General features: G+C 61.2%; 26 protein-coding genes. 18 read left to right on the forward strand and 8 right to left on the reverse strand.

All coding sequences use genetic code 11. The annotated features are described in order from the left end of the window. The first annotated feature begins 46 nt into the window (after positions 1-46). The 4 genes from H535_RS27930 to H535_RS29395 all read left to right on the forward strand — a co-directional run bounded on the left by H535_RS27930 (position 47) and on the right by H535_RS29395 (position 4,389). Positions 47-352 carry a hypothetical protein gene (locus tag H535_RS27930; RefSeq protein ID WP_155838733.1) on the forward strand — a complete coding sequence of 102 codons (306 nt, stop codon included), beginning with the start codon at positions 47-49 and terminating at the stop codon, positions 350-352. 1,542 nt (positions 353-1,894) lie between these two features. Next, on the forward strand, positions 1,895-2,938 hold the full coding sequence (locus H535_RS0116030; RefSeq protein ID WP_026820346.1) for an aldo/keto reductase: 1,044 nt from the start codon (positions 1,895-1,897) through the stop codon (positions 2,936-2,938). 386 nt (positions 2,939-3,324) lie between these two features. Further along, positions 3,325-3,603 carry a hypothetical protein gene (locus H535_RS0116035; RefSeq protein ID WP_026820347.1) on the forward strand — a complete coding sequence of 93 codons (279 nt, stop codon included), beginning with the start codon at positions 3,325-3,327 and terminating at the stop codon, positions 3,601-3,603. A gap of 366 nt (positions 3,604-3,969) precedes the next feature. Next, complete coding sequence (locus tag H535_RS29395; RefSeq protein ID WP_162144900.1) at positions 3,970-4,389, forward strand: GNAT family N-acetyltransferase; 420 nt, start codon at positions 3,970-3,972, stop codon at positions 4,387-4,389. An 81-nt stretch (positions 4,390-4,470) separates the two neighbouring features. Here H535_RS29395 and thpD read toward each other — a convergent pair whose 3' ends face one another. The 3 genes from thpD to H535_RS0116055 form a co-directional block, all read right to left on the reverse strand. Beyond that, positions 4,471-5,385, reverse strand: coding sequence for an ectoine hydroxylase (gene thpD / locus H535_RS0116045; RefSeq protein ID WP_026820348.1), 915 nt, complete (start codon positions 5,383-5,385; stop codon positions 4,471-4,473). Between the two features lie 421 nt (positions 5,386-5,806). Further along, the gene (locus H535_RS26035) at positions 5,807-6,844 is read right to left on the reverse strand and encodes an RNA polymerase sigma factor (RefSeq protein WP_051299430.1); all 1,038 of its coding nucleotides are present in this window, start codon (positions 6,842-6,844) and stop codon (positions 5,807-5,809) included. A 134-nt stretch (positions 6,845-6,978) separates the two neighbouring features. Continuing rightward, complete coding sequence (locus H535_RS0116055) at positions 6,979-7,443, reverse strand: SRPBCC family protein (protein WP_026820349.1); 465 nt, start codon at positions 7,441-7,443, stop codon at positions 6,979-6,981. Positions 7,444-8,196: 753 nt separating this feature from the next. On the opposite strand from H535_RS0116055, the gene H535_RS0116060 reads away from it, so the two are divergent. Together H535_RS0116060 and H535_RS28570 are read left to right on the forward strand one after the other, a co-directional pair. Continuing rightward, positions 8,197-8,985 (forward strand): hypothetical protein, encoded by a 789-nt coding sequence (locus H535_RS0116060; protein WP_026820350.1) that lies wholly within the window; start codon positions 8,197-8,199, stop codon positions 8,983-8,985. Positions 8,986-9,071: 86 nt separating this feature from the next. Further along, positions 9,072-9,302 carry a cold-shock protein gene (locus H535_RS28570; protein WP_035769938.1) on the forward strand — a complete coding sequence of 77 codons (231 nt, stop codon included), beginning with the start codon at positions 9,072-9,074 and terminating at the stop codon, positions 9,300-9,302. A gap of 69 nt (positions 9,303-9,371) precedes the next feature. Here H535_RS28570 and H535_RS26045 read toward each other — a convergent pair whose 3' ends face one another. Next, the gene (locus H535_RS26045) at positions 9,372-10,124 is read right to left on the reverse strand and encodes a GAF and ANTAR domain-containing protein (protein WP_245580351.1); all 753 of its coding nucleotides are present in this window, start codon (positions 10,122-10,124) and stop codon (positions 9,372-9,374) included. Between the two features lie 404 nt (positions 10,125-10,528). Between H535_RS26045 and H535_RS30040 the strand changes: the two genes are divergently transcribed. After that, positions 10,529-10,702: a DUF6480 family protein gene (locus H535_RS30040; RefSeq protein ID WP_342667738.1), complete on the forward strand. Its 174-nt coding sequence runs from the start codon at positions 10,529-10,531 to the stop codon at positions 10,700-10,702. Between the two features lie 384 nt (positions 10,703-11,086). On the opposite strand, the gene H535_RS26055 is transcribed toward H535_RS30040, so the two are convergent. After that, positions 11,087-12,190 carry an RNA polymerase sigma factor gene (locus H535_RS26055; RefSeq protein WP_081416749.1) on the reverse strand — a complete coding sequence of 368 codons (1,104 nt, stop codon included), beginning with the start codon at positions 12,188-12,190 and terminating at the stop codon, positions 11,087-11,089. A 98-nt stretch (positions 12,191-12,288) separates the two neighbouring features. Next, complete coding sequence (locus tag H535_RS0116085) at positions 12,289-12,525, reverse strand: hypothetical protein (protein ID WP_155838734.1); 237 nt, start codon at positions 12,523-12,525, stop codon at positions 12,289-12,291. Between the two features lie 180 nt (positions 12,526-12,705). On the opposite strand from H535_RS0116085, the gene H535_RS0116090 reads away from it, so the two are divergent. Then, positions 12,706-12,954 (forward strand): helix-turn-helix domain-containing protein, encoded by a 249-nt coding sequence (locus H535_RS0116090; RefSeq protein ID WP_425387290.1) that lies wholly within the window; start codon positions 12,706-12,708, stop codon positions 12,952-12,954. Between the two features lie 106 nt (positions 12,955-13,060). Here the strand turns inward: H535_RS0116090 and H535_RS0116095 are convergent, their stop codons facing one another. Together H535_RS0116095 and H535_RS26060 are read right to left on the reverse strand one after the other, a co-directional pair. Then, the gene (locus H535_RS0116095; protein ID WP_026820353.1) at positions 13,061-13,276 is read right to left on the reverse strand and encodes a hypothetical protein; all 216 of its coding nucleotides are present in this window, start codon (positions 13,274-13,276) and stop codon (positions 13,061-13,063) included. A gap of 865 nt (positions 13,277-14,141) precedes the next feature. Next, a complete protein-coding gene (locus H535_RS26060) occupies positions 14,142-14,600 on the reverse strand; it encodes a SpoIIAA family protein (RefSeq protein WP_081416750.1) in 459 nt (152 codons plus the stop codon). A gap of 187 nt (positions 14,601-14,787) precedes the next feature. On the opposite strand from H535_RS26060, the gene H535_RS0116110 reads away from it, so the two are divergent. From H535_RS0116110 to H535_RS0116155, 10 genes are all read left to right on the forward strand, one after another. Beyond that, complete coding sequence (locus tag H535_RS0116110) at positions 14,788-16,170, forward strand: NAD-dependent succinate-semialdehyde dehydrogenase (protein ID WP_026820354.1); 1,383 nt, start codon at positions 14,788-14,790, stop codon at positions 16,168-16,170. Positions 16,171-16,398: 228 nt separating this feature from the next. Then, complete coding sequence (locus H535_RS27935; RefSeq protein WP_051299432.1) at positions 16,399-16,773, forward strand: DUF2267 domain-containing protein; 375 nt, start codon at positions 16,399-16,401, stop codon at positions 16,771-16,773. A gap of 1,180 nt (positions 16,774-17,953) precedes the next feature. After that, on the forward strand, positions 17,954-18,172 hold the full coding sequence (locus tag H535_RS0116120) for a hypothetical protein (RefSeq protein ID WP_026820355.1): 219 nt from the start codon (positions 17,954-17,956) through the stop codon (positions 18,170-18,172). A 171-nt stretch (positions 18,173-18,343) separates the two neighbouring features. Next, positions 18,344-18,967 (forward strand): ECF RNA polymerase sigma factor SigK, encoded by a 624-nt coding sequence (gene sigK / locus H535_RS0116125; protein ID WP_245580352.1) that lies wholly within the window; start codon positions 18,344-18,346, stop codon positions 18,965-18,967. A 1-nt stretch (position 18,968) separates the two neighbouring features. Beyond that, entirely contained in the window at positions 18,969-19,808 is an 840-nt protein-coding gene (locus H535_RS0116130; RefSeq protein ID WP_026820357.1) for an anti-sigma factor, read from the forward strand. Positions 19,809-20,087: 279 nt separating this feature from the next. Continuing rightward, a complete protein-coding gene (locus tag H535_RS0116135; protein ID WP_026820358.1) occupies positions 20,088-20,357 on the forward strand; it encodes a hypothetical protein in 270 nt (89 codons plus the stop codon). Positions 20,358-20,614: 257 nt separating this feature from the next. Beyond that, positions 20,615-21,391, forward strand: a complete 777-nt coding sequence (locus tag H535_RS0116140; RefSeq protein ID WP_026820359.1) for a hypothetical protein — start codon at positions 20,615-20,617, stop codon at positions 21,389-21,391. Between the two features lie 32 nt (positions 21,392-21,423). Then, entirely contained in the window at positions 21,424-22,092 is a 669-nt protein-coding gene (locus tag H535_RS26070; RefSeq protein ID WP_245580353.1) for a sortase domain-containing protein, read from the forward strand. A 109-nt stretch (positions 22,093-22,201) separates the two neighbouring features. Continuing rightward, positions 22,202-22,660 carry a DUF4383 domain-containing protein gene (locus H535_RS0116150; RefSeq protein WP_026820361.1) on the forward strand — a complete coding sequence of 153 codons (459 nt, stop codon included), beginning with the start codon at positions 22,202-22,204 and terminating at the stop codon, positions 22,658-22,660. Positions 22,661-22,824: 164 nt separating this feature from the next. Beyond that, the coding region (locus H535_RS0116155) for a hypothetical protein (RefSeq protein ID WP_026820362.1) at positions 22,825-23,080 on the forward strand (256 nt) is incomplete at its 3' end.

The following is a 23,080-nucleotide window of genomic DNA, read 5'->3' on the forward strand; positions in this document are numbered from 1 at the left end:
ACGAGCGTTGCGGACTGTTCGTGGTCGCTGGAGCGAGGTAATGACCATGAACCCCATCGACCTTAAAGCCAAGACAAACGTCCCGAGCCACGGCGCAGCTCAGGTCGCCGATACAGCTTCAGCTGTCCTCCCCACCGATCGGCGGATGAACCACAAGCTGGCCGCGGTCCCAGCATGTGGCAACTGCAAAACAGAAACCTATCTGTACATTGAAGAGTTCACTCCAGCATCGGTCGGCGATGAAGGAGAGCTGATCCAACTCGCAGAGGCGAGCTACTTTTGCACCCGCTGTCTCGAATACGCTGCCCACGCAGTCCCGCCCCTGTGGACACCGGAGAACCGCGGCCGATGAAGAAAGCAAACGTGAATTCACAGTGGCAGCAGAGTTGGACGGCACTTCGCCCGGGACAACCCGTGAGATTGCGTCAAGGCCAAGCTGAAAGCATTACCGGTGTGCTCGATACGCGCACCGATGACTGTTCAGTAGTATGGATCTATCTCAGCGATGGAGCCGGACGCCGGTTAATTCACCGCGACGACGGATACTCCATCGTGCGAGCGGGCGAATAACTCCCAGTCATTAAGTGAGACAAGGGGCTGGTCCGGTAAACATCACGGAAAACATTCCCCCGAGCTTCTCGAACTTGCTTGTCGCTTGCTAAAGACAGTTGTGTACTGCTGCGCTGCAAGATCCTGGACTAAAGATGTTGCCCAATCGAGTACACGGGCTTCTCCGGCCCGCCACTGCTGATCCGGCCTTCCAACTCTTTGTTGCCCGCGTTTCTAAAAGCCACCCGGGCAATGCGGGTAAATAGTAGGTAAGAATACAAACACAGACTGAAGGATTTGTGGACGGTATGCTCAGTTCCAGCATGAATTGTATTGGGGGCGCTGATGAGTGAGTTATTGCACGTAAAAGCCGAACCTGGATTGACTGCTTGGCTCCTGCGATGCGTTGAATATCCCGAGGCCATGGACGAGGCCGATGACCTGTCACAGCCCTTCACTCTCCGGGAATCGATCGCCTCCGTTGCCAACATACCGGAGAGCAGCTTCTCCCTCCGGTTCACCGCTGAAACGGATTTTCTCACCTTGTTCGCCTTTCAGCCCCCTGACAGTGGAGCTTCTTTCTATGATGGCTCGCTTCGAGGGAACAGGAAACGCTACGGCCGTCGCGCCTTGGCAGATTGGGGGTTGGCGGTGCTCAGCGGACACGCTCCCGTCAGAAACCTGCACTCACCAACAGGCGTTCGTTTCGGGATCTGCCTTGCCGGCTCCGGGCACACCATCTCCATTCCCCGCGCTGGTCAGGAAAATGTCTCATCGCTACTCAGAACGGTTTCTGACGGACCGGAGCTCATGAAGTGGATGCGCGAACAGCATACTCGCCGGCCGGCACCGCGCGGACACCGGCTCGCTTCCTTATCGCTGGCTATTAGTCCACTGCCTCTCCGACCGTACTGGCAGGTATAACGTTGCCAGGAGCATTATTCAGTCACATGGAACGCACCTGCGTGATCGAGCGCGCAACCCACGCCCGCGCCGTGGCCACCAGCAAAGGTAAGAGTCAACAGGCCATCCGTCTCTCCAGATTGGGTCCCACGGTGAGCGCTCCACTACTGGAATCGCCGCCCTCAGCTCTTCGTCGTGATACGCACCGAGAGAAGCTTTGCTCAACAGTTTGCCGAAATCGCCAGCGAAGCTTTCGGAGCATCTCAGTTCGTGCTTCGTTGAGGTTCGATGCTGCGATTCCGGGGCGCATACGCGGTGAAATAGATCAGCACCGTGGCGCGGCTCGAAATCCATGACCCCACGCTACGGAGCCGGAGGTGAGGCCGTCACCGTCAATTGCCGGGACCCGGGTGTGCTGTCCTCCGGGCGTAGTGTGGGGTATATGTCTGAGAAAAACACTGCACAACCCACGACGTATCTTGGCCGCACCGGAGTGGAGGTCAGCCGCTTATGCCTGGGCACGATGATGTTCGGCGACTGGGGTAACAAGAGCCATGAGGACTCGGTCCGCATTATTCGGCGGGCGATCGATTCCGGCATTAACTTCATCGACAGCGCGGACATTTACGCGTACGGCGAGTCGGAGGAGATCGTCGGTAAGGCCATCGCCGAATACGGCCGCCGTGAGGATCTGGTCATCGGCACGAAGTTCTTCAACGGCATGAAGCAGCAGCCGAATTACCGTGGCGGCTCCCGCCGGTGGATCATGCGCGCGGTCGAAGACTCCCTGCGGCGGCTGGGCACAGATTATATTGACCTGTATCAGATGCACCGTCCCGACGAGCACACCGATATTGAGGAAACGCTGGGCGCGCTGGATGACTTGGTCCGCCAGGGCAAGATTCGCTACATTGGCTCGTCGACGTTCCAGCCCTCCCAGGTGGTCGAGGCACAGTGGGCGGCCCGGCGGAACCATACTGCGCGATTCGTCACTGAGCAGCCGCCCTACTCCATGCTGGTGCGCGGGGTCGAAGCTGACCTGCTGCCGACCACCGGCCGGCACAACATGGGAACGCTGGTCTGGAGCCCGCTGGCCGGCGGCTGGTTATCGGGCAAGTACCGCAAGGGCCAGGAACTGCCAACCACCCGCCGCGGCTCCGAGCGCGAGCAGTTCGACCTCAACGACCCGAAACTCGCGGCCAAACTCGATGCCGCGGATCAGCTCGGTCAGCTGGCCGACGACCTGGGGGTTTCGCTGGTGAACCTGGCCCTGGCCTTCGTGCTCCGCCATCCATCGGTGAGCAGCGCCATCATCGGACCCCGGACAATGGAGCAGCTGGAATCGCAACTGAGCGCCGCTTCACTGAAACTCGATGAGGCGACACTGGACCGAATTGACCAAATCGTGCCGCCGGGCACCAACGTCAACCCCGACGATTCCGGATTCAGCAACTACTGGCTCGACCCGCAACGCCGCCGACGCTGACATGCCACAACCGCTCCCGGTCCCCTGCCGCGCATACACACAGCCACAGGCAGGGGCCCGGCCTTCAGCCGGGTCGGCGTAGGCGGTTCCCATGTGGGATAGAGAGCCGGGGGATTTGTCTCTCCGCCAAGCCCAAACCAGCCGTGGGCCCATGGTACGTAATACCTGTTTCAGTGCGGGCCGATTACCGACGGTGTCCTATATCTGCTGGAAACGCCTCCACCCTGCAGCGGATCCTGAACCATAGGTCTGCAGCAGTCGGGCTGAGGCGTCAGCCGGTGCTGGAGAGACTAAGCCGTATCCGCCCCCTGCCTCCTTGTGACAGGGGCGGGGGAACGACAATAATAGGCAGTACACTTATTAATTGTTCGTGTGAGGAGAGAGCCATGAATCCGGAACCACAGCAGCCCGTCACTGACGACAGCATCAAGGTGCGTCAGGTCAGTCACTACCAGTTCAGTTGGGTCGCCGGACAACCGGCAGAGGAAGGGACCTGGACTTTGCAGCTGGTGCTGGACCAGGGTGCATGGGAAGAAGTGCTCACGGTCGATTCCGACGACACCGAACCGCTGCAGAACCTGCTGTCGCATACCAAGACCGTCTATTACGACGTCGGCCGCCGCACGCTGCTCTTTGGCACCGTACCGACGGGGAACCGCAGATAGCAGCCGAGGCCGGTTTACCCCGCAGACCTGGGTTCCGGCAACATGTGCGGCCCGATCGATTGGTGGGAACACCGGCCGTTGCCGGTTGTGGTGGGCAGGACGACCCGACAAAAATGCACCACGTCCGGCCTGAGTCAGGATCAGGTAAAAGGGTGCTGGCGGGTTGGCAGTGAGGCACGCCATCCCGCCAGCAGTGGAGACTGCAGGAGTCAATGTACAGCCTCCCGGCAAGTCTACCGGCCCGACGGCGCTGCCAGCACACCCCCGGCACGGTTTCCCCCAAGCACTCCCCCGTCGGTCGCCAGAGACTCTGCCTGCTGTGGCCGGCTGAACCGGACAATCACAGTATGGCAACGATCAGTATGCTTGGTATTCATTCTGCGTGTGAGCCATGGCAAAGTGTTTTCTACAGATGCTGAAAAACTCAAGACGCCGAAGAGGGGTGATCCCGTGTCGGTCTCGACGCTGCATCACGATTACGAGAAGTCCCGTTTTGAACTATATGAGAACGGGGTAATGGCGGGTTTCCTCCAGTACGACACCGGCCGCGACACTTTGTTCCTCAAGCACACCTTCATCATCCCGGCCCACCGCGGCCACGGGTTGGCGTTCGCGCTGATCGAGCGGGTGCTCGATGATATGCACCGCCGCCGGCTGTCCATACAACCCGAATGTCCCATTGTCGCCGAATTCCTGCGCACTCACCAGCAGTACCTCGGCCTCGTGGTCACCGGCCGCGCTGCAACCGGTCGTCATCTGCCGGCCCATGAACACCGGACCGCCTGAAACCTGGAGAGGCAACTGAGTCCGCGTCACCGGGCAACGAAAACCGGCTTCCCGGCCCCGTCCACCCGGCTTGCTCAGGTTTTAGATGTCTGATGACCCGCCGGCGGGGGTGCCGTCGTGGGAGGCGATGAATTCGGGCCGGGGTGAGGCGGCGCCGAATGGTTCCTGGAGGGTGTTGTCCACGCTGTTGAACACGATGAAGATGTTCGACCGGGCGTATGGTGTGACGTTGCTGTTGGAGGCGTGCATGCAGTTGGAGTCAAACATGACCGCTCCGCCTGCCTTGCCGACCAGCACGTCGATTCCGTAGGTGTCGGCGAAGCGGGTCAGCGTATGTTTGTCAGGGGTGCCGGCCCCCTGCATCACCAGCGACGACTTGTAGTTCTCCTGAGGCGTTTCGCCCACGCAGCTGATGTACTTGGTGTGTGAGCCGGCCATGATCATCAACGGGCCGTTGAACGAGTAGTTATCGGTCATGGAGATCGAGATACTCACCGCCCGCATGCGCGGCATGCCGTCTTCGGCGTGCCAAGTCTCAAAGTCCGAATGCCAGGAGAATTCCTTGCCCTCGAATCCGGGCTTGAAGTTCACCCGGCTCTGATGAATGTAGACCTCCGAGCCGAGAATCTGACGGGCCCGGCCGACCACCCGCGGGTCGTTGGCGATCTTGTCGAACACCGCGCTGATCTTGTGCACCTCGAAGATGGAGCGCACTTGCTGTGAGGTCGCCTCGATGACGGTGCGTTCGTCCGCCCGCACCGTGGGATCCTCCGAGAGCCGGGCCAGTTCGGCGTGGAAGGATCCGACTTCCTCCTGGGTGACCAGGTCCTCGATGGCTAGGTAACCCTTCCGACTATAACCCGCCAACTCATCTGCCGAGAACGGGCCGGAGTCCGCGCTGCCCCACACCGTGGGATCGTCCCGGTCCAGCACTTTCGGCTCTGCATTGACCCGGGTCGGGTATATATCGATGCGACTTTCAACTGATTCACTCATGGCGTTCCCTCCCGGCTGCATACAACTGAACATTTCGCATTGTCAGCAGCGTGCATCCCCGCGGCTCGAACCCCAGTGCCGGTCGACACACCACTGAAGGAAACGAACCCCGGGCACTCACGCCTACTGCATATACCCCAAAACTAAGCATGCTTTGGGTCTTACGCAACCGGCGCACTCGCCGAACCCGGTTCTCTGGAGTGCCTGCCACCGTGCCATTGCTGCGCATACTGCGCCTGGCTGAAGCGAAGAGGGCGCGGCTCTGCTGGCTCAGCTACCTGTTCCGGCAGGCACGCCTGCATCGATCCTGTTGGGCCCGCAACGCCCGGTGCCAGGCTTAAAAGGCACGCAGCGCCTGGTGCCCCCCTTCCCAGGCTCGGCACGCAAAACTTCTACAGCTTGACAAGACCGCCTTCTGCCTTCAGTGCAGGTAGTCCTGCAGTGCCTGTTTGAAAGAGGGATGGCGGAGTTTGGCCATGGTGTCTTTCTCGATCTGGCGGATCCGTTCGCGGCTGATGCCGTAGACATCGCTGATTTCGGCGAAGGTTGCCGGTTTTCCGTCAGTCAGTCCGTATCGCATCGAGACCACTCCGGCGGCGCGTTCGTCCAGTGTGGCGAGGACGGCCGCGAGGTGTTCACGCAGCAGCGCCGCCTCGGCGGCCTCGGTCGGGGCGATGGTTTCGGCGTCTTCGACCATGTCGCCGATACTGGAATTCTCGTTATCGCCGATGGGAGTGTCCAGCGAGACGGGCTCGCGGCCGAATCCCTGCAGTTCAACCACCTTTTCGACTGCCATGTCGAGTTCATCGGCCACCTCGGCAGGTTCCGGTTCCCGCCCCAGCTCGTCGGCCAGCTGCCGCTGGACACGGTTGACTTTGTTGATGATCTCAACCGTGTGGACGGGGATACGAATGGTGCGTGACTGATCCGCCAACGCACGCGTGACGGACTGGCGGATCCACCACGTCGCGTAGGTGGAGAACTTGAACCCACGGGTGTGGTCGAACTTCTCCACCGCCCGGATCAGGCCCATGTTGCCTTCCTGGATCAGGTCCAAAAAGGCCAGGCCCCGGCCGGTGAACCGCTTGGCTACAGAGACCACCAGACGCAGGTTCGCCTCCACCAAGTGCTCCTTGGCCCGGACACCGTCATGGGCCACCCACTGCAGTTCGCGCGCCCGCTTGCCACCCGGCTGGGCGAGTATGTGGACAGCGTAGAGGCCCGCTTCAATCCGAACTGCCAGGTCGGCCTCCTCGGACCTGGTCAGCAGAGGGCTCTTGCCGATCTGGCGCAGGTAATCCTTCACCGGATCCTCCGACGCCGATGCCGAGATCAGCTGCGGGTGCGGGGTATCTTCATCGGCGGTATCCGCGCCGACAAAGGGCCCACCCTCTGTGCTCCCAGTCCCGCCGTCATCGGTGGTCACGACCGCTGACGCTGACGTGGAGGCAACAGTCATCGAACGGTCCTTCCCTGCCGTGCCGCCGCGCTCTCCGGGCCCGGGCCTAAGAGGCTCGGCGGCCCGGAGGTGGTGGCTGTCGTGGTGTGCATCAGCAGCTATCCCGTCGGAGAGCTATGCCCGCGTGTTACAGGTTAGTTCCGGGAGACCATAGCGGCGAGGTTGTCCAGTGACGATTCGAGATCTTCCTGCGGAATGGCAGGGAAGCCCACTTTGTTCAACACGTCTTTATCGGTGACGTGGCTCCAGTCATAGGTGACAGTCACTTCCGTCGTCGTCGATCCCTGTGATTGCAGAGACCAGATCCACTGCCAGCCCGGAGGTTCCTCGCCTGCCGGCGCTGTGGTCCAGGCCAGTAGCTTGTTCTCGTCGTATCCCACCACGTGGTTCTCTGTCTTATAGGCACCGCCCATTTTCTCCCACTCCATGTTCATGGTGAAGGTCTGGCCAGTGCCGGTGATGCGGTTCGACTTTTCATCCGATTGAACCAGACCCGATCCATCGATCCGGGCATGCCGTTCGGGGTTGGACAACACGTTAAACACCTCATCGGAGGCCGCATCAACCGTCCTGGTCGCACTGATCTGCTGCTCTGTCATGATCGTTTCCTCCCTATTCACACCGGCCAGCTTCACCGGCCGTCAAACACGTATGGTTGCTTTCTACCATGTCAGCGCACATATCATCTGGTGTATTCCGTCACCCGGTACCGGCAACCTGTCGTGGCGGCACGAACACCAGACTGCTCACAGTCGCGGCCGCGCCCGCCCAACACGCGAACTCTAGCCCCCAGCCGCCGACACCAGCCAATGACCGCAAGGCAGAGAAAAATCGAGGACGAGCTCCAGCCTCCGAAGCGCATCAGCAAAGTGCCGGCAGAGGCGGGAAGTCAGATGAAAACCTTCTTCCTCTTATCAGCCGGTTACTTCAGGCTCTGAGCCTCAATGCAGGCCCCTTGTGCAAGGTGCGGGGTTTCGATGTGGTGCTGTGCCGCCAGCCCGCGCATTCGTCCGCCTCGAACGGCGCCATGGACGCAGCGGACATGGCACCGATGTGAATGCCGGTCATAGGGCACCACTGACACGGCCGTCGGTCACGAGTGTCCTGCCAGGCGCTGTCGGTGCCCACATGCGGGTCCCGGTCCACCGGTGAGGGAACGGGACCATCACCATCAGCGGGCTTGGCCTCTGCGGCGTATCAGTGGGTGCCGGTCGCGCAGTGTCACCACCGGTGATACCCATATGACATAAATTCTGCTCTCCGGGACCCATCCGTGATGTTCCTCATATCGAATCACCTGTGTGCGGAGTCAAAGTCTGGCCCCGCTCCTTTTCGCTCATGAGGAGGCTGTGATGCAGAAGATGAAGAAGGCGATGTTATTGGCTCCGGCGGTGGCACTGGGGTTGACGGCGATGGGAGCCGCCCCGGCCATGGCCGAGCAGGCTGAGCAGGCCGAGACCACGTATTCGACAACACTGGGCGAGGTCAACAACAGTGCCGCTACCGGCCTGGCCTGGGTGGAAGTCGATGGCAGCCAGGCCACGGTCACCATCCAGACGAAGGGCCTGGCTGAGACGTTCAAGGATGCCGCTTACCCGCATGTGCAGCACATCCACATCGGCGCGCAGGGCACCTGCCCGACGATGGCCGATGACGCCAACGGCGACGGCATCATCAGCACGGTCGAGGGCAAACCGGCCTACGGCAAGATCGGCACCACCCTGTCGGTCGGAAACGCCGCCAAGGACGCCTCGACGGCCACGGACGTCACGGTTGCACCCTCAGGGGCCTCCTACACCTATAAGGAAACGTTCAAGCTGAACGAGAAGACCCAGGACGCGCTGGCCGGTGGCACCGGCGTGGTGGTTGTGCACGGGCTGGATCCGGCCAACCAGCCGGCCGCGGCGGCGGAAACCAAGAGCAACCTCGCCCCCAAGCTGCCGCTGGCCGCGACGGCACCGGCGCTGTGTGGCTCGTTGGAGATGATGCCCGCCGGCGGCGCCGACACCGGCGTCACACAGACCGAGCAGGGCAGCGGCACCGGCAACGAGATGGGGATGATGGCTCTCGGTGGCGGCCTGATCGCCGCAGCCGGCGCGGGCTACGTCATCCGCCGCAACCGCGCCAGCGCCCGGAACTGACCACCCGTGCATCAAGCACCGGCGGGGATCCCGCCACCCTGGACGCAAGGGTGGCGGGGGCCGCCGGTCGTGTATCAAGCCGTCTCATGCTGACCGGGACGGTGAAATGGTTCAACCGCCGCAGAGGGTACGGGGTGATCAGGCCCGATCAGGGCGGTGAGGACGTGTTCGCACACTATTCAGCGATTACAGGGCACGGATACCGTTTCCTCTACCCCGGCCAAAGAGTCCAATTCGAGACAGCACAGGCAACCAAGGACCCACATGCCGTGCGGATCCAACGCCTCGGCCCCGGCCCGGGCCGAAAGAACAGATGAATCCTCTACGCCGCTGGCGCAGGAGCGGATGACCGGGCCTTCCAACATGGTCAAAAAGTATCGACTTTTTCAGTTGGCTTTCGGGCCGGGAAGTTCGCCGGTGGAGGCAAGGACGTCTGCTATGGCAGCGAGTTTGGTGTTCGTGCCCTGGCTGACCTGCGCCAACAGCATGAAGGCCTGTTGGTCAGTGATTTTGTACCGTTCCATCAGGATGCCTTTGGCCTGGCCAATCCGGTCACGGGTGGACACAGATTCGGTCAGCTGCTCGACTTCGTTCGCTTCGGCGTAGGCCAATGCCGCGTGAGCGGCCACCATGAGGCCGATGTGTTCAGATTCGTCGGTGAATGCGTTCGCGTGGCGAGAGTACAGATTCAGGGCGCCCAGATTCTTTTTGTCCACGAACAGCTGGAAGGCGAGCATGCTGCCGACCCCGGCTTCGCTGGCTTGTGCGGCGAAAACCGGCCAGCGTTGTTCGGTGCTCATATCGGGCACCCGGACCGTTCGTTCCTCATACGCAGCTTCCAGACAAGGCCCCTGTCCGATCCGTGTCTGCAGCCCGTCGACGATTGCGGGCAATTCTCCCGACGGTGCACGTGAGGCCACGGTCTTGCGGTCGAAGACCACGCTGATCGAGCCTTCGTCAACGCCGGGGATCAGCTCGAGGGCCGCCAGCACCACATTCTTCAGGACTTCGTCCGAGTCTCGTTCCTCATGCAGAGTACGCGCCAGTTCCGTCAGTTGAAGGGAAATTTCATCCCGATTGAAGTGCTTGCCTCCATAATGCCTGGAAGGCTGCCCTCGCGAGTCGTCGTCACCGGCCACCACTTGCCTCCTTATTGCTGAACCTGCACATCGAGCTAAAGCCTAATACATGCCCATACACACCTGCGAGCCGGAAAAAGCGGACTAACAGGGCACAACGAAACATCCGGGGTTTGGCGGCACCGCTGTGCTCATACTGCTCGTAGTGCAACATGCGGCCATTCCACAGGGGAAGCCTGTTGGCCGGAGTTATGCCGCGGCGCGCCAGCTGTGCGTAGCATGAGGAACGAGGCCCACCGCATAGGTGCCGGATGGGCCCGGTGCCTCCTTGGAAGGAGCACGATCATGGGTGCCCACGTGACAAGGTGAAGCTGTCCTATAGAAGTTGACCTGCTTTGACGAAAGGAGCATGACCATGAATGCTTACCACCCGGAGAAAGACCCGCAGAATCCTGACCGCCCCGATGAGAACCGAAATACGAAAGATCAATCAAGGGGACTCGCCCAACCCGAATCCCGAGCAGGAGAACGTCACGGGCCTTGAGCCGGGCGGCGGCGTCCCACCGGGTGAGACTCCGCCGGCTGAAGATCAAATGAGTTCCGATCAGGGGGGACAACGAATAACTGACGCCGACTGAGCAGGATATGCAGTGCGCTGGTGGTTGGCGCGCCACCTCGATCTCGACCGGGCCGGCCTTGCTCAGTAACTTCTTGGTGCGAGTGCCGTTGGGGGTGAGTGCCGCCTGTTGCGTCCGGTGACCTCGTGCTTACTGGAAGGCGGGTGCTCATCCACCCGCCTTTCCAGCGCGGCTCCACCACGACCCCGGGGCCGCCAGGTGCTAAATGAGCCCCGTACGGTGGGGCGGGGCCGGGTAAGCCGGCCAACAGGAAGAGGACGAATCAGTCTTCGGGTATCTTTCCAATCAAAGTGATCGGAATGCATGTCTTCAGGCAAGCTCGGTTCGATAGCTCCGAGACGTTCAACGTAGTCTGAGCGTTGTGAAGCCAACGGCCGTCGAATTTCAGTCGAGGTAGTCCTGGAGTGTCTGTGCCCGGGAGGGGTGGCGGAGCTTGGCCATGGTTTTTGTCTCGATCTGGCGGATACGTTCGCGCGTGACGCCAAAGACACCTCCAATTTCATCCAGTGTCGCGGCCCTGCCGTTGGTCAGCCCGTAGCGCATTGCGACTACTTCAGCTTCACGTTCGGGCAGCGTATCGAGGACGGCATGGAGCTGTTCACGCATTAACGTGAAACTGACTGCCTCGGCCGGTGCGACAGCCTCGGAGTCTTCGATCAGGTCGCCGAAACTGGAATTCTCGTCTTCGCCCAGCGGCGTGTCCAGGGAGGTGGGTTCACGCCCGTACTTCTGTATCTCAAGGACCCTTTCAGGTGTCATATCCATTTCACGGGCCACCTCTTCGATCTCCGGCTCCCGGCCTAAGTCCTCGAGCAGTTGACGCTGGACGCGTGCGAGTTTGTTGATGGTCTCGACCATATGGACCGGAACCCGGATGGTCCGGGACTGGTCCGCCATCGCTCGGGTGACGGACTGACGGATCCACCACGTCGCATAGGTGGAGAATTTGAACCCTTTAGCGTAGTCGAATTTCTCCACCGCCCGGACCAATCCGATGTTGCCTTCCTGGATGAGGTCCAGAAACGGCAATCCCCGGCCGGTGTAGCGTTTGGCCAGCGACACCACCAAGCGCAGGTTCGCTTCCAGCAGGTGGGTCTTAGCCTGCTGGCCCTCGTGTACCACCCATTGCAGTTCGCGCTCGAGTTTGCCTTTCCTGCCCTGCTGTTGGTCTAGTTTGTGGCCAGCGTAGAGGCCGGCTTCGATCCGTATGGCCAGCTGTCGCTCTTCGGCAGCATTGAGCAATCCTGTTTTGCCGATCTGGCGCAGGTAATCCTTGACCGGGTCGGCCGAAGCCCCTCGCGAGACCACCTGCTGGGCGGGTGTATCCTCCTCATCTGTATCTGAATACACAAACCCCCGGCCCGGGGCCGTGTCTTCCGAGGGACCGTCCCGGATCGTCTCCGTGGCCAATGGCCCGTCATCTTCAGGCTCGTGACTGAGGCTGTCTTGGCTGTTGGTGTTCGGTGTTGACACAGCAGAACCTTTCATCGGGCACTTTCTACCCGGCCTGCCCGGCTTGGGCACAGTGGCGTCTCAAACTCCTCCGGCAAATGCTCGTGGAGCAGGCGGTGATAAGCGCTGGCGGATCACTCGCTTGGCGAGGTCTCTGTCTTGAGCCCGCGGTTGTCTGGAGTGTGCCGTTCTTTTTCCTCAGCCGGCCCGGCCGCTCGCCCTGCCGTCGCCGCTTCCGGCTCACCGGGGACCCGCCCCTCTGTCGTCTGCCCGTCTTCAATGGCGGACTCATTGTCAGAAGCCCCCACGTCATCCTCTGCGCCATTGTCTCTGGCATCGGAATTCACCCGACGACCCTCTTCAATGCCCATCGCCATCTCCTGACCTCTGAACTGCAACACCGTCCCGCCAACGATAGCAACCGTTCAATTCCATGGTCTTGACCGTCGCGGACTGTCCATTGCCCGATCGGGGTAAGTAGAATGTGTGAAACTTCCCAGGGTGCAGACACAGCCCGTGAAGGGAAGTGGAATTGTGGGGGGCCACATGCAATGCCAACAACTGTCCACCGTCGATCAACGCCATCGCCGGGGTCGATGATGGGCCAAGCATTCAGCAAGATCGAACTCGTAACGGTCCGGGAAGCAGCAGCGGCACTGCGCGTATCCAGGATGACCGTTTACCGGCACATCCATTCAGGTGAACTACCGTCTGTGCACTTCGGCCGCTCCTACCGCATCCCGGCCACGGCGGTGGACGCTTATCTGAACCGCCCAACCGGCACATCCGAAGAAGACTAGTCAACGCATTCTCACAAGGGCCAAAAGGCAGCTCGAACACGACTCATCGGCCGATCGTAGGGTGTGTTTGTCACCCCCGAAGAGTGCCCCGGATCATCACGGCATCCTACGTTCTGTCCACCCGATAGCCATCACCACGATGGAGCATCAGCCGCCCGCCGCCTTCGTTGAGATACATCCAGATAACCGAAGCGTCGCTGCTGCGCATATGCACCACTCCGGAGAGGACGTGCCCGGAATCGCCGTAGAAGGTGACCTGTTGCCCTTCTGCCAGCGATGACCAGTCACCACCGGCGCTTGGGTTGTACGGGTCGGTTTCCACTGCGGCGCACCTGCCATGGGTCGAAAATTGAACAGTATCGGGTGCAACGTCGTCACTTCAACATTCGCCAATTCAACGTGACGACTCCCGGGGGATTTGAGTCGTTGCAGGACTAACTGTAGCAAGCCGGTCCGCCGGCGACCGCTGTCATCCGCGGATCAGTCCTCCGAGCTCGCCGCCGGGCACCACATGGCCAGCCACATCAACGAGTTTTGTGTTGGTCTCCAGGCTGATGCGGCTCAAGGCCACGACCGCCTGCTAGCGCCGGTAGTTTTATACCGTTCCATCACGATGGCTCTGGCCCGGACAATCAGGTCGCCGCTGATGACCGACTGATTGACTGCTCCGGTTTCCGCGCTTTGGCTAAGACGGCGATCAGTGTGCTCACCAGGCTCCCTGAGGCAGCGGTACAAACTCAGCCCAGCACAGGCCTTCAGCATCCTGGCCCGGCCGAACGGGATGGTCAGACCAGAGCAGTCGGGCTTCATCACGGCCGGATGCAACCGTCAAACTGAGGCCCGTGGGGCCCAACTCTTGAAATGCTGGCTCCCTTGTTGCCGGCATCGTCCATTGACGAGGCAAGGAAGCCTTCCCACTAGTCACGTAACTTCGGACTAGTACGGCACTAACAAACCCGCAAACTCCCGCTGCACGGGGGACATGCTGAATCCAGCTGGATCATGACGGCCATAAGGGGTTCCTTTGGGTGCCACGGTGCATCACACGTCCGAATGCGTCAGCAGATCCCGGCGACATTCGTACCAGTGCTGCTGCGCCTCCGTCCGGGAGCTAGAACGATCTGTACACCGGGCTGCGCCGGGCAACCGGACGCGAGCCTCACTGCGATCGATCAGCGGAATCAGGTTCAGTCGCGCAACCAGAGCAGGGCGTGGTCACGTTCAGCAGCCTCAAAGGTCTTCGCCTCGCCCGATATCACCGTGTCGAACAGCTTCGAGCCAGCGCGAATCCACGACGCGTCGGTGACCAGTGCCATTTTCTCGATATCATCCAGGATTCCGGTCATCTTCAGATCTTCGACATAGGCCTTCGGTTCGATACGTCCGGGTTCGATATCGCCATACTCAAGCAGCAACCGCACGCTGCCATTACGGTCGATGACCTGTTTGGCCGCCGTGCGTAGTCGCTCCATCTCCTCGGTGGCGACGGAGCCGCTGTAGGCAGCGGTGACGATATTGGTGCCCTCAATTGTCTCTGTCGTGAGCATAGCCCGCCCTCCGATTGCCGGCCGGGTCTGATTCCCCGGCATAGGTGCATTTTCAAGCCGCTGAGCACGGCCGATGCGCAACAATGGATATTGCGCCATCACCTAAATAGTAAACCTGCTGCTCCACGGTAGTTGAGGTGACAAGACACCAAAAGACGGCGGCTCCACCAAATACGTGCCCGGCGGTGGCGACGCATTGAGTCAGCCGCGAAGCCGAATAACGCCATAGCCCACTGGTACGCCGAGTAGATAGACAGTAGGCTTAGCATCCTCGTAGGGTGGAGTCATGACTACATATGCGACGACGAACCCGGCCACTGGCGAAACGGAGCAGGAGTTCGCTGAGCTCAACGATGCGGAAGTTGCCTCGGTTGTGGACCGATCGGATCGGGCAGCCTCTGATTGGCAAGAAACTTCGGCCGAAGAACGCGCCCGGCTGCTAGCCCGGGTCGCCGACGCTTACGAGGACCGCAAAGACGAATTGGGACAGCTCATCGCACGCGAGATGGGCAAGCCGATTGACCAAGCCATCGGCGAAGCCGAACTTGCCGGGGCGATCTACCGCTGGTATGCGGAGCATGGGCCGAAGTTGCTCGAGCCGGAGCCCCTTGATCCTCAAGGGGCTGACGAATCGCTGGTCCAAACTGAGGCTGTCGGGCCGCTCATAGGTGTGATGCCATGGAACTATCCGTACTATCAGGTGGCACGTTTCGTGGCACCGAACCTCATGGCCGGAAACACCATCATTTTAAAGCACGCACAGATCTGTGCCGCATCGTCGAAGATCATGGCCGAAATTATGCACACTGCCGGAGTACCGCAGGACGCATACATTAATGTATTTGTGAACAAGGACCAAGTCGCCGACATGATCGCCGACCAGCGGATCCGCGGCATCTCGCTCACTGGCAGTGAGAGGGCCGGCGCCTCAGTTGCCGAAGCAGCCGGCAAGAATATCAAGAAAGTCGTTCTCGAACTGGGTGGCTCCGACCCGCTCATCGTCCTTGACGATGGTGACGTCGACAAAACGGCCCGCGTCGCAGCCGGAGCACGGCTGTCCAACGCCGGCCAGGCCTGTAACTCCCCCAAAAGAATGTTCGTGCCGAACGAGACATTCGACGCGTTCGTCTCAACCATGGTCTCGGTGTTCGAAACCGCGCGGGTCGGCGATCCGACGGATCCGGACACCGAGGTCGGGCCGTTGTCGTCGGCGGATGCACGCGATACTGTCGTAGCTCAAGTACAGCGGGCGGTGGAACAGGGTGCTACGTTGCATGTTGGCGGTCACGCAGTTGCCGGCAACGGCGCGTTCATGCGCCCCGCAGTGCTCACAGGCGTCACCAAAGACATGGACGCCTACAGCGAGGAGATCTTTGGTCCCGTCGCGGTGATCTATGACGTCAGTTCAACAGACGAGGCGGTACGTCTGGCCAATGACGTGGATTTCGGTCTGAGTGGTTCAGTGTGGGGCAACAATACTGATCGAGCACAGCAAATCGCGGACCAGCTCGAGGTCGGCATGGCCTACATCAACGAACACGGCACCACTCTCCCAGGCTTGCCTTTCGGCGGTGTAAAAAAATCAGGCTTCGGCCGTGAACTTGGCCGCTGGGGCATGGGAGAATTCGTCAACACCCGACTACGCCGGACTTCAAACACCAAAAAGTAGGCAGGCGGTCCGGTAACCGTCCCAACTCCCAAGTGTGGGATTTCATTTCGTCTGGCCGACGCAGCGTTAGCGATCTCAGTGGCACCGGCTCCACCCGGCCGGGCCCGACAGGACTGGATGCACGACGATGCGATGGAGCCGTTAGGTGGGCGCCGTTAGTGGTATGGGCTGAGCCCATGGGAGCATGACCACACACGTTTCCGTCAGGAAGCTGGAAGGGAAATCTCAATGCAGACAGAAGAATTTATGGACCAGGTCCAGCAGCGAGCTGAATTGGCCGATCGCGGCCAGGCCACCAAGGTAACTGATGCGGTCTTATCGGTCTTTGGCCAGCTACAGCTGAAGGGCGAAACCAACGACGTCATCGCACAGCTACCCCGGGAAGTAGCCGAGATGGTCTCCAGGCCATCGCAACCGGAACAATTTGACGCCGACGAGTTCATCGCCCGCATCCAAACCGAGTTGAGCTGCTCCGCAGCGCAGGCAGATCGAGCCGCAACGGCCGTATTGAGCACGACCAGTGAAGCCGTCATCGATGGTGAAAAAATCGACCTCCTTCTGCAGCTGCCGAAGGATTTCAGCCGCTTCGCCACCGCCGATTAACATCGAAATAGTCGATATACCGTGTACATTTGGTCCGCGATGATTCCTGCCATGGTGGGCCGCCGAGGTAGGGGTCGATGCTGCCAAAATGCGGGAAGGGACTGCCCCCGGTTGTGGGCGGGGGCGGTCCCTTAACTGCCAGATTTCAGCAGTCGTCGCAGACGGCCGAAGATCAGCAATATCAGCTGGACACGAGTCGCCCTACGCTAACGCAAACTGAGAGGGCGCCTCCACGGCGTCCGTGGTCTTGGGCAGCCATGCGATACATCCTGGTTCACGCTGGCACCGTGTTTCACCAGCGCATCGCCTAACCAGCCGCCGGTCCCAGTCAAGGATGCTCATCGGGACGGTCTTTCGTCGGCCACAGTTACCCTCAAACCACCACTGCCGGCGGCACCCTGATCCAGTTCGGCAACACCCAGACCGGTGTCTCGAACCGGGACGACCGCAACCTCTACATATCCGACACGGGCCGGCTCGCCTTCCTGTGGGTAGTTCGACGTACATCTTGAGATCGATGATAAGCCCACTGACTTCTAGTTCGACCCGCCCTGCCCGCGCGTCCGAAACACCGCATGCTGGATAACCCCGGATCACCGCCGCGGGGCCACCGGTGCATAATGAGCCTGTCGCTGCTCAACGGGTACCGCGACGACGCACCTGAAGACGGTCCCCATGACTACCTGTGGGTTCCCCGTTTTGCAGGCGACTCCCCCGGCCGCAGACTCCCCTCACATGATTGAGGGGAGTCTGCGGCCAACGGGGAATTCGGCTTTGATATAAAGGACGCCCACAACTCGGGGGTTAGCTTTCCCAATAGGAAAACCCTGGCCGCCGATGGCGGGTAAATGTGGCAACCAGCTGACTGGCCCCTGGCTCGGCGCTTGTCGCTGGTACAGTCAGCTGTGTCTCATACATGCGACTGGTGAGACGAGTTGCCACTCCCCCAACGGCAACTCAGGGCAGGCTGGCAGGCAGGCACTGTCAGGAGCGGATTCGACTCCCTCCCCCGGAGAATGGGTTCGCTTTGCCTGCCAGCTCTGTCCGCCACCGCAAGCCTGGGAGAGGCCCTCGGGCAGCCGTGGCGGATTCGCGGCGTGGAATTTTTTCTCCCGCAGCAATGGGATTCATAGCTGCTGCTGATGTTGTTCTTCCCGATGGGTAAGGTCGGATCCTCGATGTGCTCAAGTGCCGTGTCTGCGAAGCGGGGGCCCAGCGGACCGTTAATACCGAGTTGATCGTCAGGGCCGGGCCGAGGCCGGGACCCGTGGTGCGGCAACTCGCTGATGTTCTGCCCGCTGAGTTTGCCGACGACGGCGACGGCCGGGAGCGAGGCTCCGCCGGGGACGACGAACTCTCGGCGGTCTTTGACCGGGTCGAACCGGGAACTGATGACTAGGAATAGTCTCACCGCTGGCCCGTACCCATCCGCAAACGCTTTGGGAGCGAATGACTTGTGAGTACGAGTTCGGGATGAGGTGAGGTGATGGCTGGCGTGGAAGTTTCTTAAGCGTTGGCGGCTGTGGCGGTGGTCCGGTCGGCGGCGTTGGTGCAGTTATGCTGTGGTGTTATGGACTTTTCTGGATACGATCGGCCGGGCCAGTCGGTTCCCGGCGGTATGGAGGGTCAGTCATCGGCAAAACGGGGCAGTGACGAGGACCTGGTTCAGCTGCTGTTCGAGGCCGGGCAGGGCAACCAGGAATCTTTTGCGCTCTTCTACGATCACACGGTGCGCCGTGTGTTTGGGTTGGCGCAACGGATCCTGATCGATACCGAGCTGAGTGAAGACGCCACTCAGGAGGTCTATCTTCAGGTGTGGAAGGCAGCCGGGCAGTATGTCCGCGCAGCCGGGACCCCGATGGCGTGGCTGATGACCATCGGACACCGCAGAGCCGTCGATAAGGTGCGTTCGCAGCAGCGCTCTTCGGATCGGGAAGCGCGCTATACCGCCGTCTCAGGCGATGTCGAGCGTGACGATGTGGTGGACAGTGTCACTGGCCGGCTTGAAGCCGAGGCGGTGGTTGAGTGTTTGGACACGCTGACCGGTCGGCAGCAGGAATCGGTTAAGTTGGCCTATTACGGCGGTCTGACGTATCGCCAGGTGGCCGAGAAGCTCGGCGCCGCCGTACCGACCATTAAGTCGAGGATCCGGGATGGTTTATTGCGCTTGAAAGATTGTTTGGAGGTGAGTTGAGATGAACGAGACAGGCCAGTTCGCTGAAGATGTCGGCCAGGATATTGCCGCCGGCCGGATCAATCGGTGGGCCGAACTGTATGCCCTCGATGCTGTCAGTGACGCCGAGCGCGACATGATCGACGAGTACATCTCCACCGCCTCCAATGAGATCCGTCTCGGCTTTTTGGAGCAGGTGCGTCAGGCACGCGAGACGGCCGCGGCCGTCTACGCCACGCACGAGGCGGAACCACCGGCTGGCTTACGCTCACGCATCCTTAATCAAGTTTCGGCCGGCCCTGCCGGTGCGGCAGGCTCTGGCGCTGCCGGCCCTGCCCCAACCTCGTCCGGGCCCGGCCCGGACGAGGCAGACGACGGCGGGGATGAATTGGCCCGGCGCCGGCACCGGAAGGAGACCCGGCCTTCGACCCTGCGGCGGTGGGTGATCGGGGCGGCCGCGGCCGCCGCCGTGGCGATCGGTTCAGTCACTGTTGCGCAGAATCTGGATGACCCATCGTTGCGCGAGCAGGTGGTTCAGGCCTCTGACGTCCGCAGCGCCACGGTCGAATTCCCGGTCGGCGGTGTCGCACAGATCAAGCGTTCAGAGAATCTCAATGCAGCCGTGGTGACGCTGCGGGATGTACCCGCCCCGCAGCCGGGGAAGGTGTATCAAATGTGGCGGCTGCCCGAGGATGGCTCAGCTCCCGAATCGGTCGGGACGATGAGTGGCGAAGAGTCCTCCACGACGACGGTGGTGGAGGGCATTGACCCGTATTCGGCGCTGGCGATCACTGTTGAACCCGAAGGCGGCTCGAAAACACCGACCATGCCGATCGTCGCCCAAATCCCGCTTCAAACATAGCCGAACCGTCGGTTTCCCGGAACCCGTCAGGCAGCGGCAGCAGGACCACGCCGGTTTCGGTTTCCTCGTTCGTCACGATTGCATTTCATGTTGACCGGCACCGGCCTGGTTCTGTTGTTGTCCGGCCCGGGGGTCTATTAGCGTCCCACAACAAGGGCAGACAAGCGCAGCATCCCTCATCACCGGACACAGCTGAGTGCCGTGGAACGCGATGGTGGAGTCGGACAAATCAACAGAACCAGCCCCGCCTCGTGCCGGGCAGTACTTTGGAGGTCTCACATGGAAAGCCCAACCCGATACGCTGAAGAAGCGCCCTCCGCCCTGCACCAGGACGGGCAGTACCTGGCCGGGATGGAGGCCGAACGGCACCGCATGGTCCAGACCATGCTGCGGATCCGAGCCAGATGCGAAAGCGCCAACGCCGCGCCGGACACGGAGCACGCCGCTCTGGTGCGGAAACTGCTCGCCGCGGCAGTGCGGGATCTCGAAGAGATGGACGCGCGTCTGCAACAGGCCCGCGCACGCCGGCCGCTGCTGCCGGGGTGCTGAAACCCGGGGTTATGGCTGTACCGGTTTCGCGGGATACGAGCGTCGGACCATATGCCCGGCTGACATCACAATCCGGCAACAATCAGCCTGCTTGGTATTCCGACTGCGGTCTAATTGTGGCAGGGTCGTGACCGGTGATACCCCAAGTGACGGAAGTTTTTTGTTTTTTGACCCATCCGTGACGGGGTTCACGACGAATCGCTGGTAGCGTGCCCAAGATTTGGGTTCGTAAGTATCCGTTTATGAGGAGATCGACAATGAAACTGATGAAGAAGACAATGCTGCTGGCTCCGGCTGTTGCGCTGGGCCTGACGGCCATGGGAGCTGCTCCGGCGATGGCCGATCATGCCGAGGGCTCCTACTCGACCATGTTGAATCAGGTCAACAGCAGCGGCGCCTCCGGTGAAGCCTGGGTCACTGTCGAAGGCAGTCAAGCCACGGTGACCATTGAGACGTCGGGGCTGGCCGAGACGTTCAAGGATGCCGCTTACCCGCACGTGCAGCACATCCACATTGGCGCGATGGGAACCTGCCCGACGATGGCCGATGATGCTAACGGTGACGGTGTGATCAGCACCGTCGAGGGCAAGCCGGCCTATGGCGCGATCGGCACCACCCTGTCGGTCGGAAGCGCGGCCAAGGACGCTTCGACGGCCACGGATGTCACGGTTGCTCCTTCGGGCAGCTCCTACACCTATGAAGAGACGTTCGAGCTGAACGAGAAGACCCAGGATGCGCTGGCCAATGGCACCGCCGTGGCCGTGGTCCATGGTCTGAACCCGGCTAACCAGCCGGCCGCGGCCACGGAAACCATGAGTAACCTGCCCGGAGCCGGGGACCTGCCCTTGGCGGCCACGGCTCCGGCACTGTGTGGTCCGCTGCAGATGATGCCCGCCGGCGGCGCCGACACCGGTGTCACTCCGACCGAGCAGGGCGGCACCAATGAGATGGGCATGTACGCCCTCGGCGGTGGTCTGATCGCCGCAGTCGGCGCGGGCTACGCCATCCGCCGCTCCAAGGTCGCCGGCCGCTAAGGCCCGGCCCCGGCAACAGATCATTGCCCACAGTGATCGAGCGTAAGGGAGACCGTCGCCTCCGCTTCGGCGCGGGGGCGGCGGTCCTCTTATGCCTGCTGGCCGGCTGCGGACCCACCGATCAAGGAAACGGCGACAATCCCGATGGCGGCCCGGGCCCGGCGTCAACCGCCACGGCACCGGCCAACCAGCCACCGGAAGCTTCAAATGAGACCGGCGGAGAACCGGCCGGCATGGCGATGGACGCTTCCCGTCCGGTCAGCTTCACCATCGAGGCGCTGGAGCGCACCTCCAAGATCATCGAAACCGGCCTGCGCGACGACCGGACACTAGAGGTCCCGCCCGAACACGAGGGAGCCCCTGCAAGCTGGTTCACCGGCTCCCCCGCCCCCGGCCAGAGGGGACCGGCGGTACTGCTCGGACACGTCAACTCCACCGCCGATGACAGCGGCGTCTTCTACAACCTTGACGCCCTCGAACAGGGCGATCGGATCAGCGTCACCCGCGCAGACGGTTCAACGGCAATCTTCGAGGTATATAACAGCGAGCTCTATCCGAAAGACGAGTTCCCCACCAGGGCCGTCTACTCCCCCACACCAGGGGCCGAATTGCGGCTGATCACTTGTGACGGATTCACCGCATCCTCCGGAGAGTTCGTGAAGAATCTGGTCGTATACGCCAAGCTGGTCGACACCGCATAAACCCACCCACAAACGCCATAGTGTCCAGTCCCTTGCCGGGCCGTCGCCATATACAAAGCGCCAGCAACAGTGGCCCTCAACGGGTTCGTTCACCGACAGTTAGGAAACCATGACTACTTCAGCAGCCCATGCAAACCGCGGGAAGTCTTCCCGTTCAGCAGTGCAGACCGCCGCTCTGGTGATCGGCGTCGTCTTCCTCCTGGTCGGCATCGCCGGTTTCATCCCCGGGATCACCAGCAACTACGGGTCCCTGCAATTCGCCGGCCACGAATCCGAAGCGTTCCTGCTCGGAATATTCCAAGTCTCAATCCTGCACAACATCGTGCACCTGCTGTTCGGCATCGCCGGTATCGCCATGGCCAAAACCGGGCCGGCATCGAGCAAATACCTGATCATCGGCGGAATCATCTACGCGATCCTGTGGATCTATGGGCTGATCGTCTCCCCCGACTCAGCCGCCAACCTGGTTCCGCTGAACACCGCAGACAACTGGCTGCACCTGGGCCTCTTTATCGCCATGGTGGCACTGGGCTTCCTGCCAGGCCGGAAGCACCCCATCTCCGCCTGACCACTGCGCCCATACGCTGCTCCAGCAGGTCACCTGTGCAGCAGCACCGGCTGGTGTGAGGCGAATTCAAGAAACTTTCGAATTTATACCAATCCGGTAACGGGATCGCACCGAACCCCTGATGTCCTTCAAACACCGATAGGAAAATGATGGAGGCAATAACAATGCGGAACTTTTTCACGAAGTCTCTGGCAGTCAGCGCGGTCACAGGTGTGGCATTGGTCGGCGGGGCCGGAATGGCCAGCGCCGACTCGGGTGACAGCGTCGAATCAACCATGAACGAGACCACAAACCAGGTCAACGACAACCGCATCGCTGACAGCGGCAACCTGTCGCTGGACAACATCCTCAACGATGCAGTCGACGTCGGTGACGTCGCCAGCGGCAACAACGTGCTCAGCGGCATCGACACGTCCGTGA

Source organism: Arthrobacter castelli DSM 16402 (assembly GCF_000430705.1).
Lineage (GTDB): Bacteria > Actinomycetota > Actinomycetes > Actinomycetales > Micrococcaceae > Arthrobacter_C > Arthrobacter_C castelli.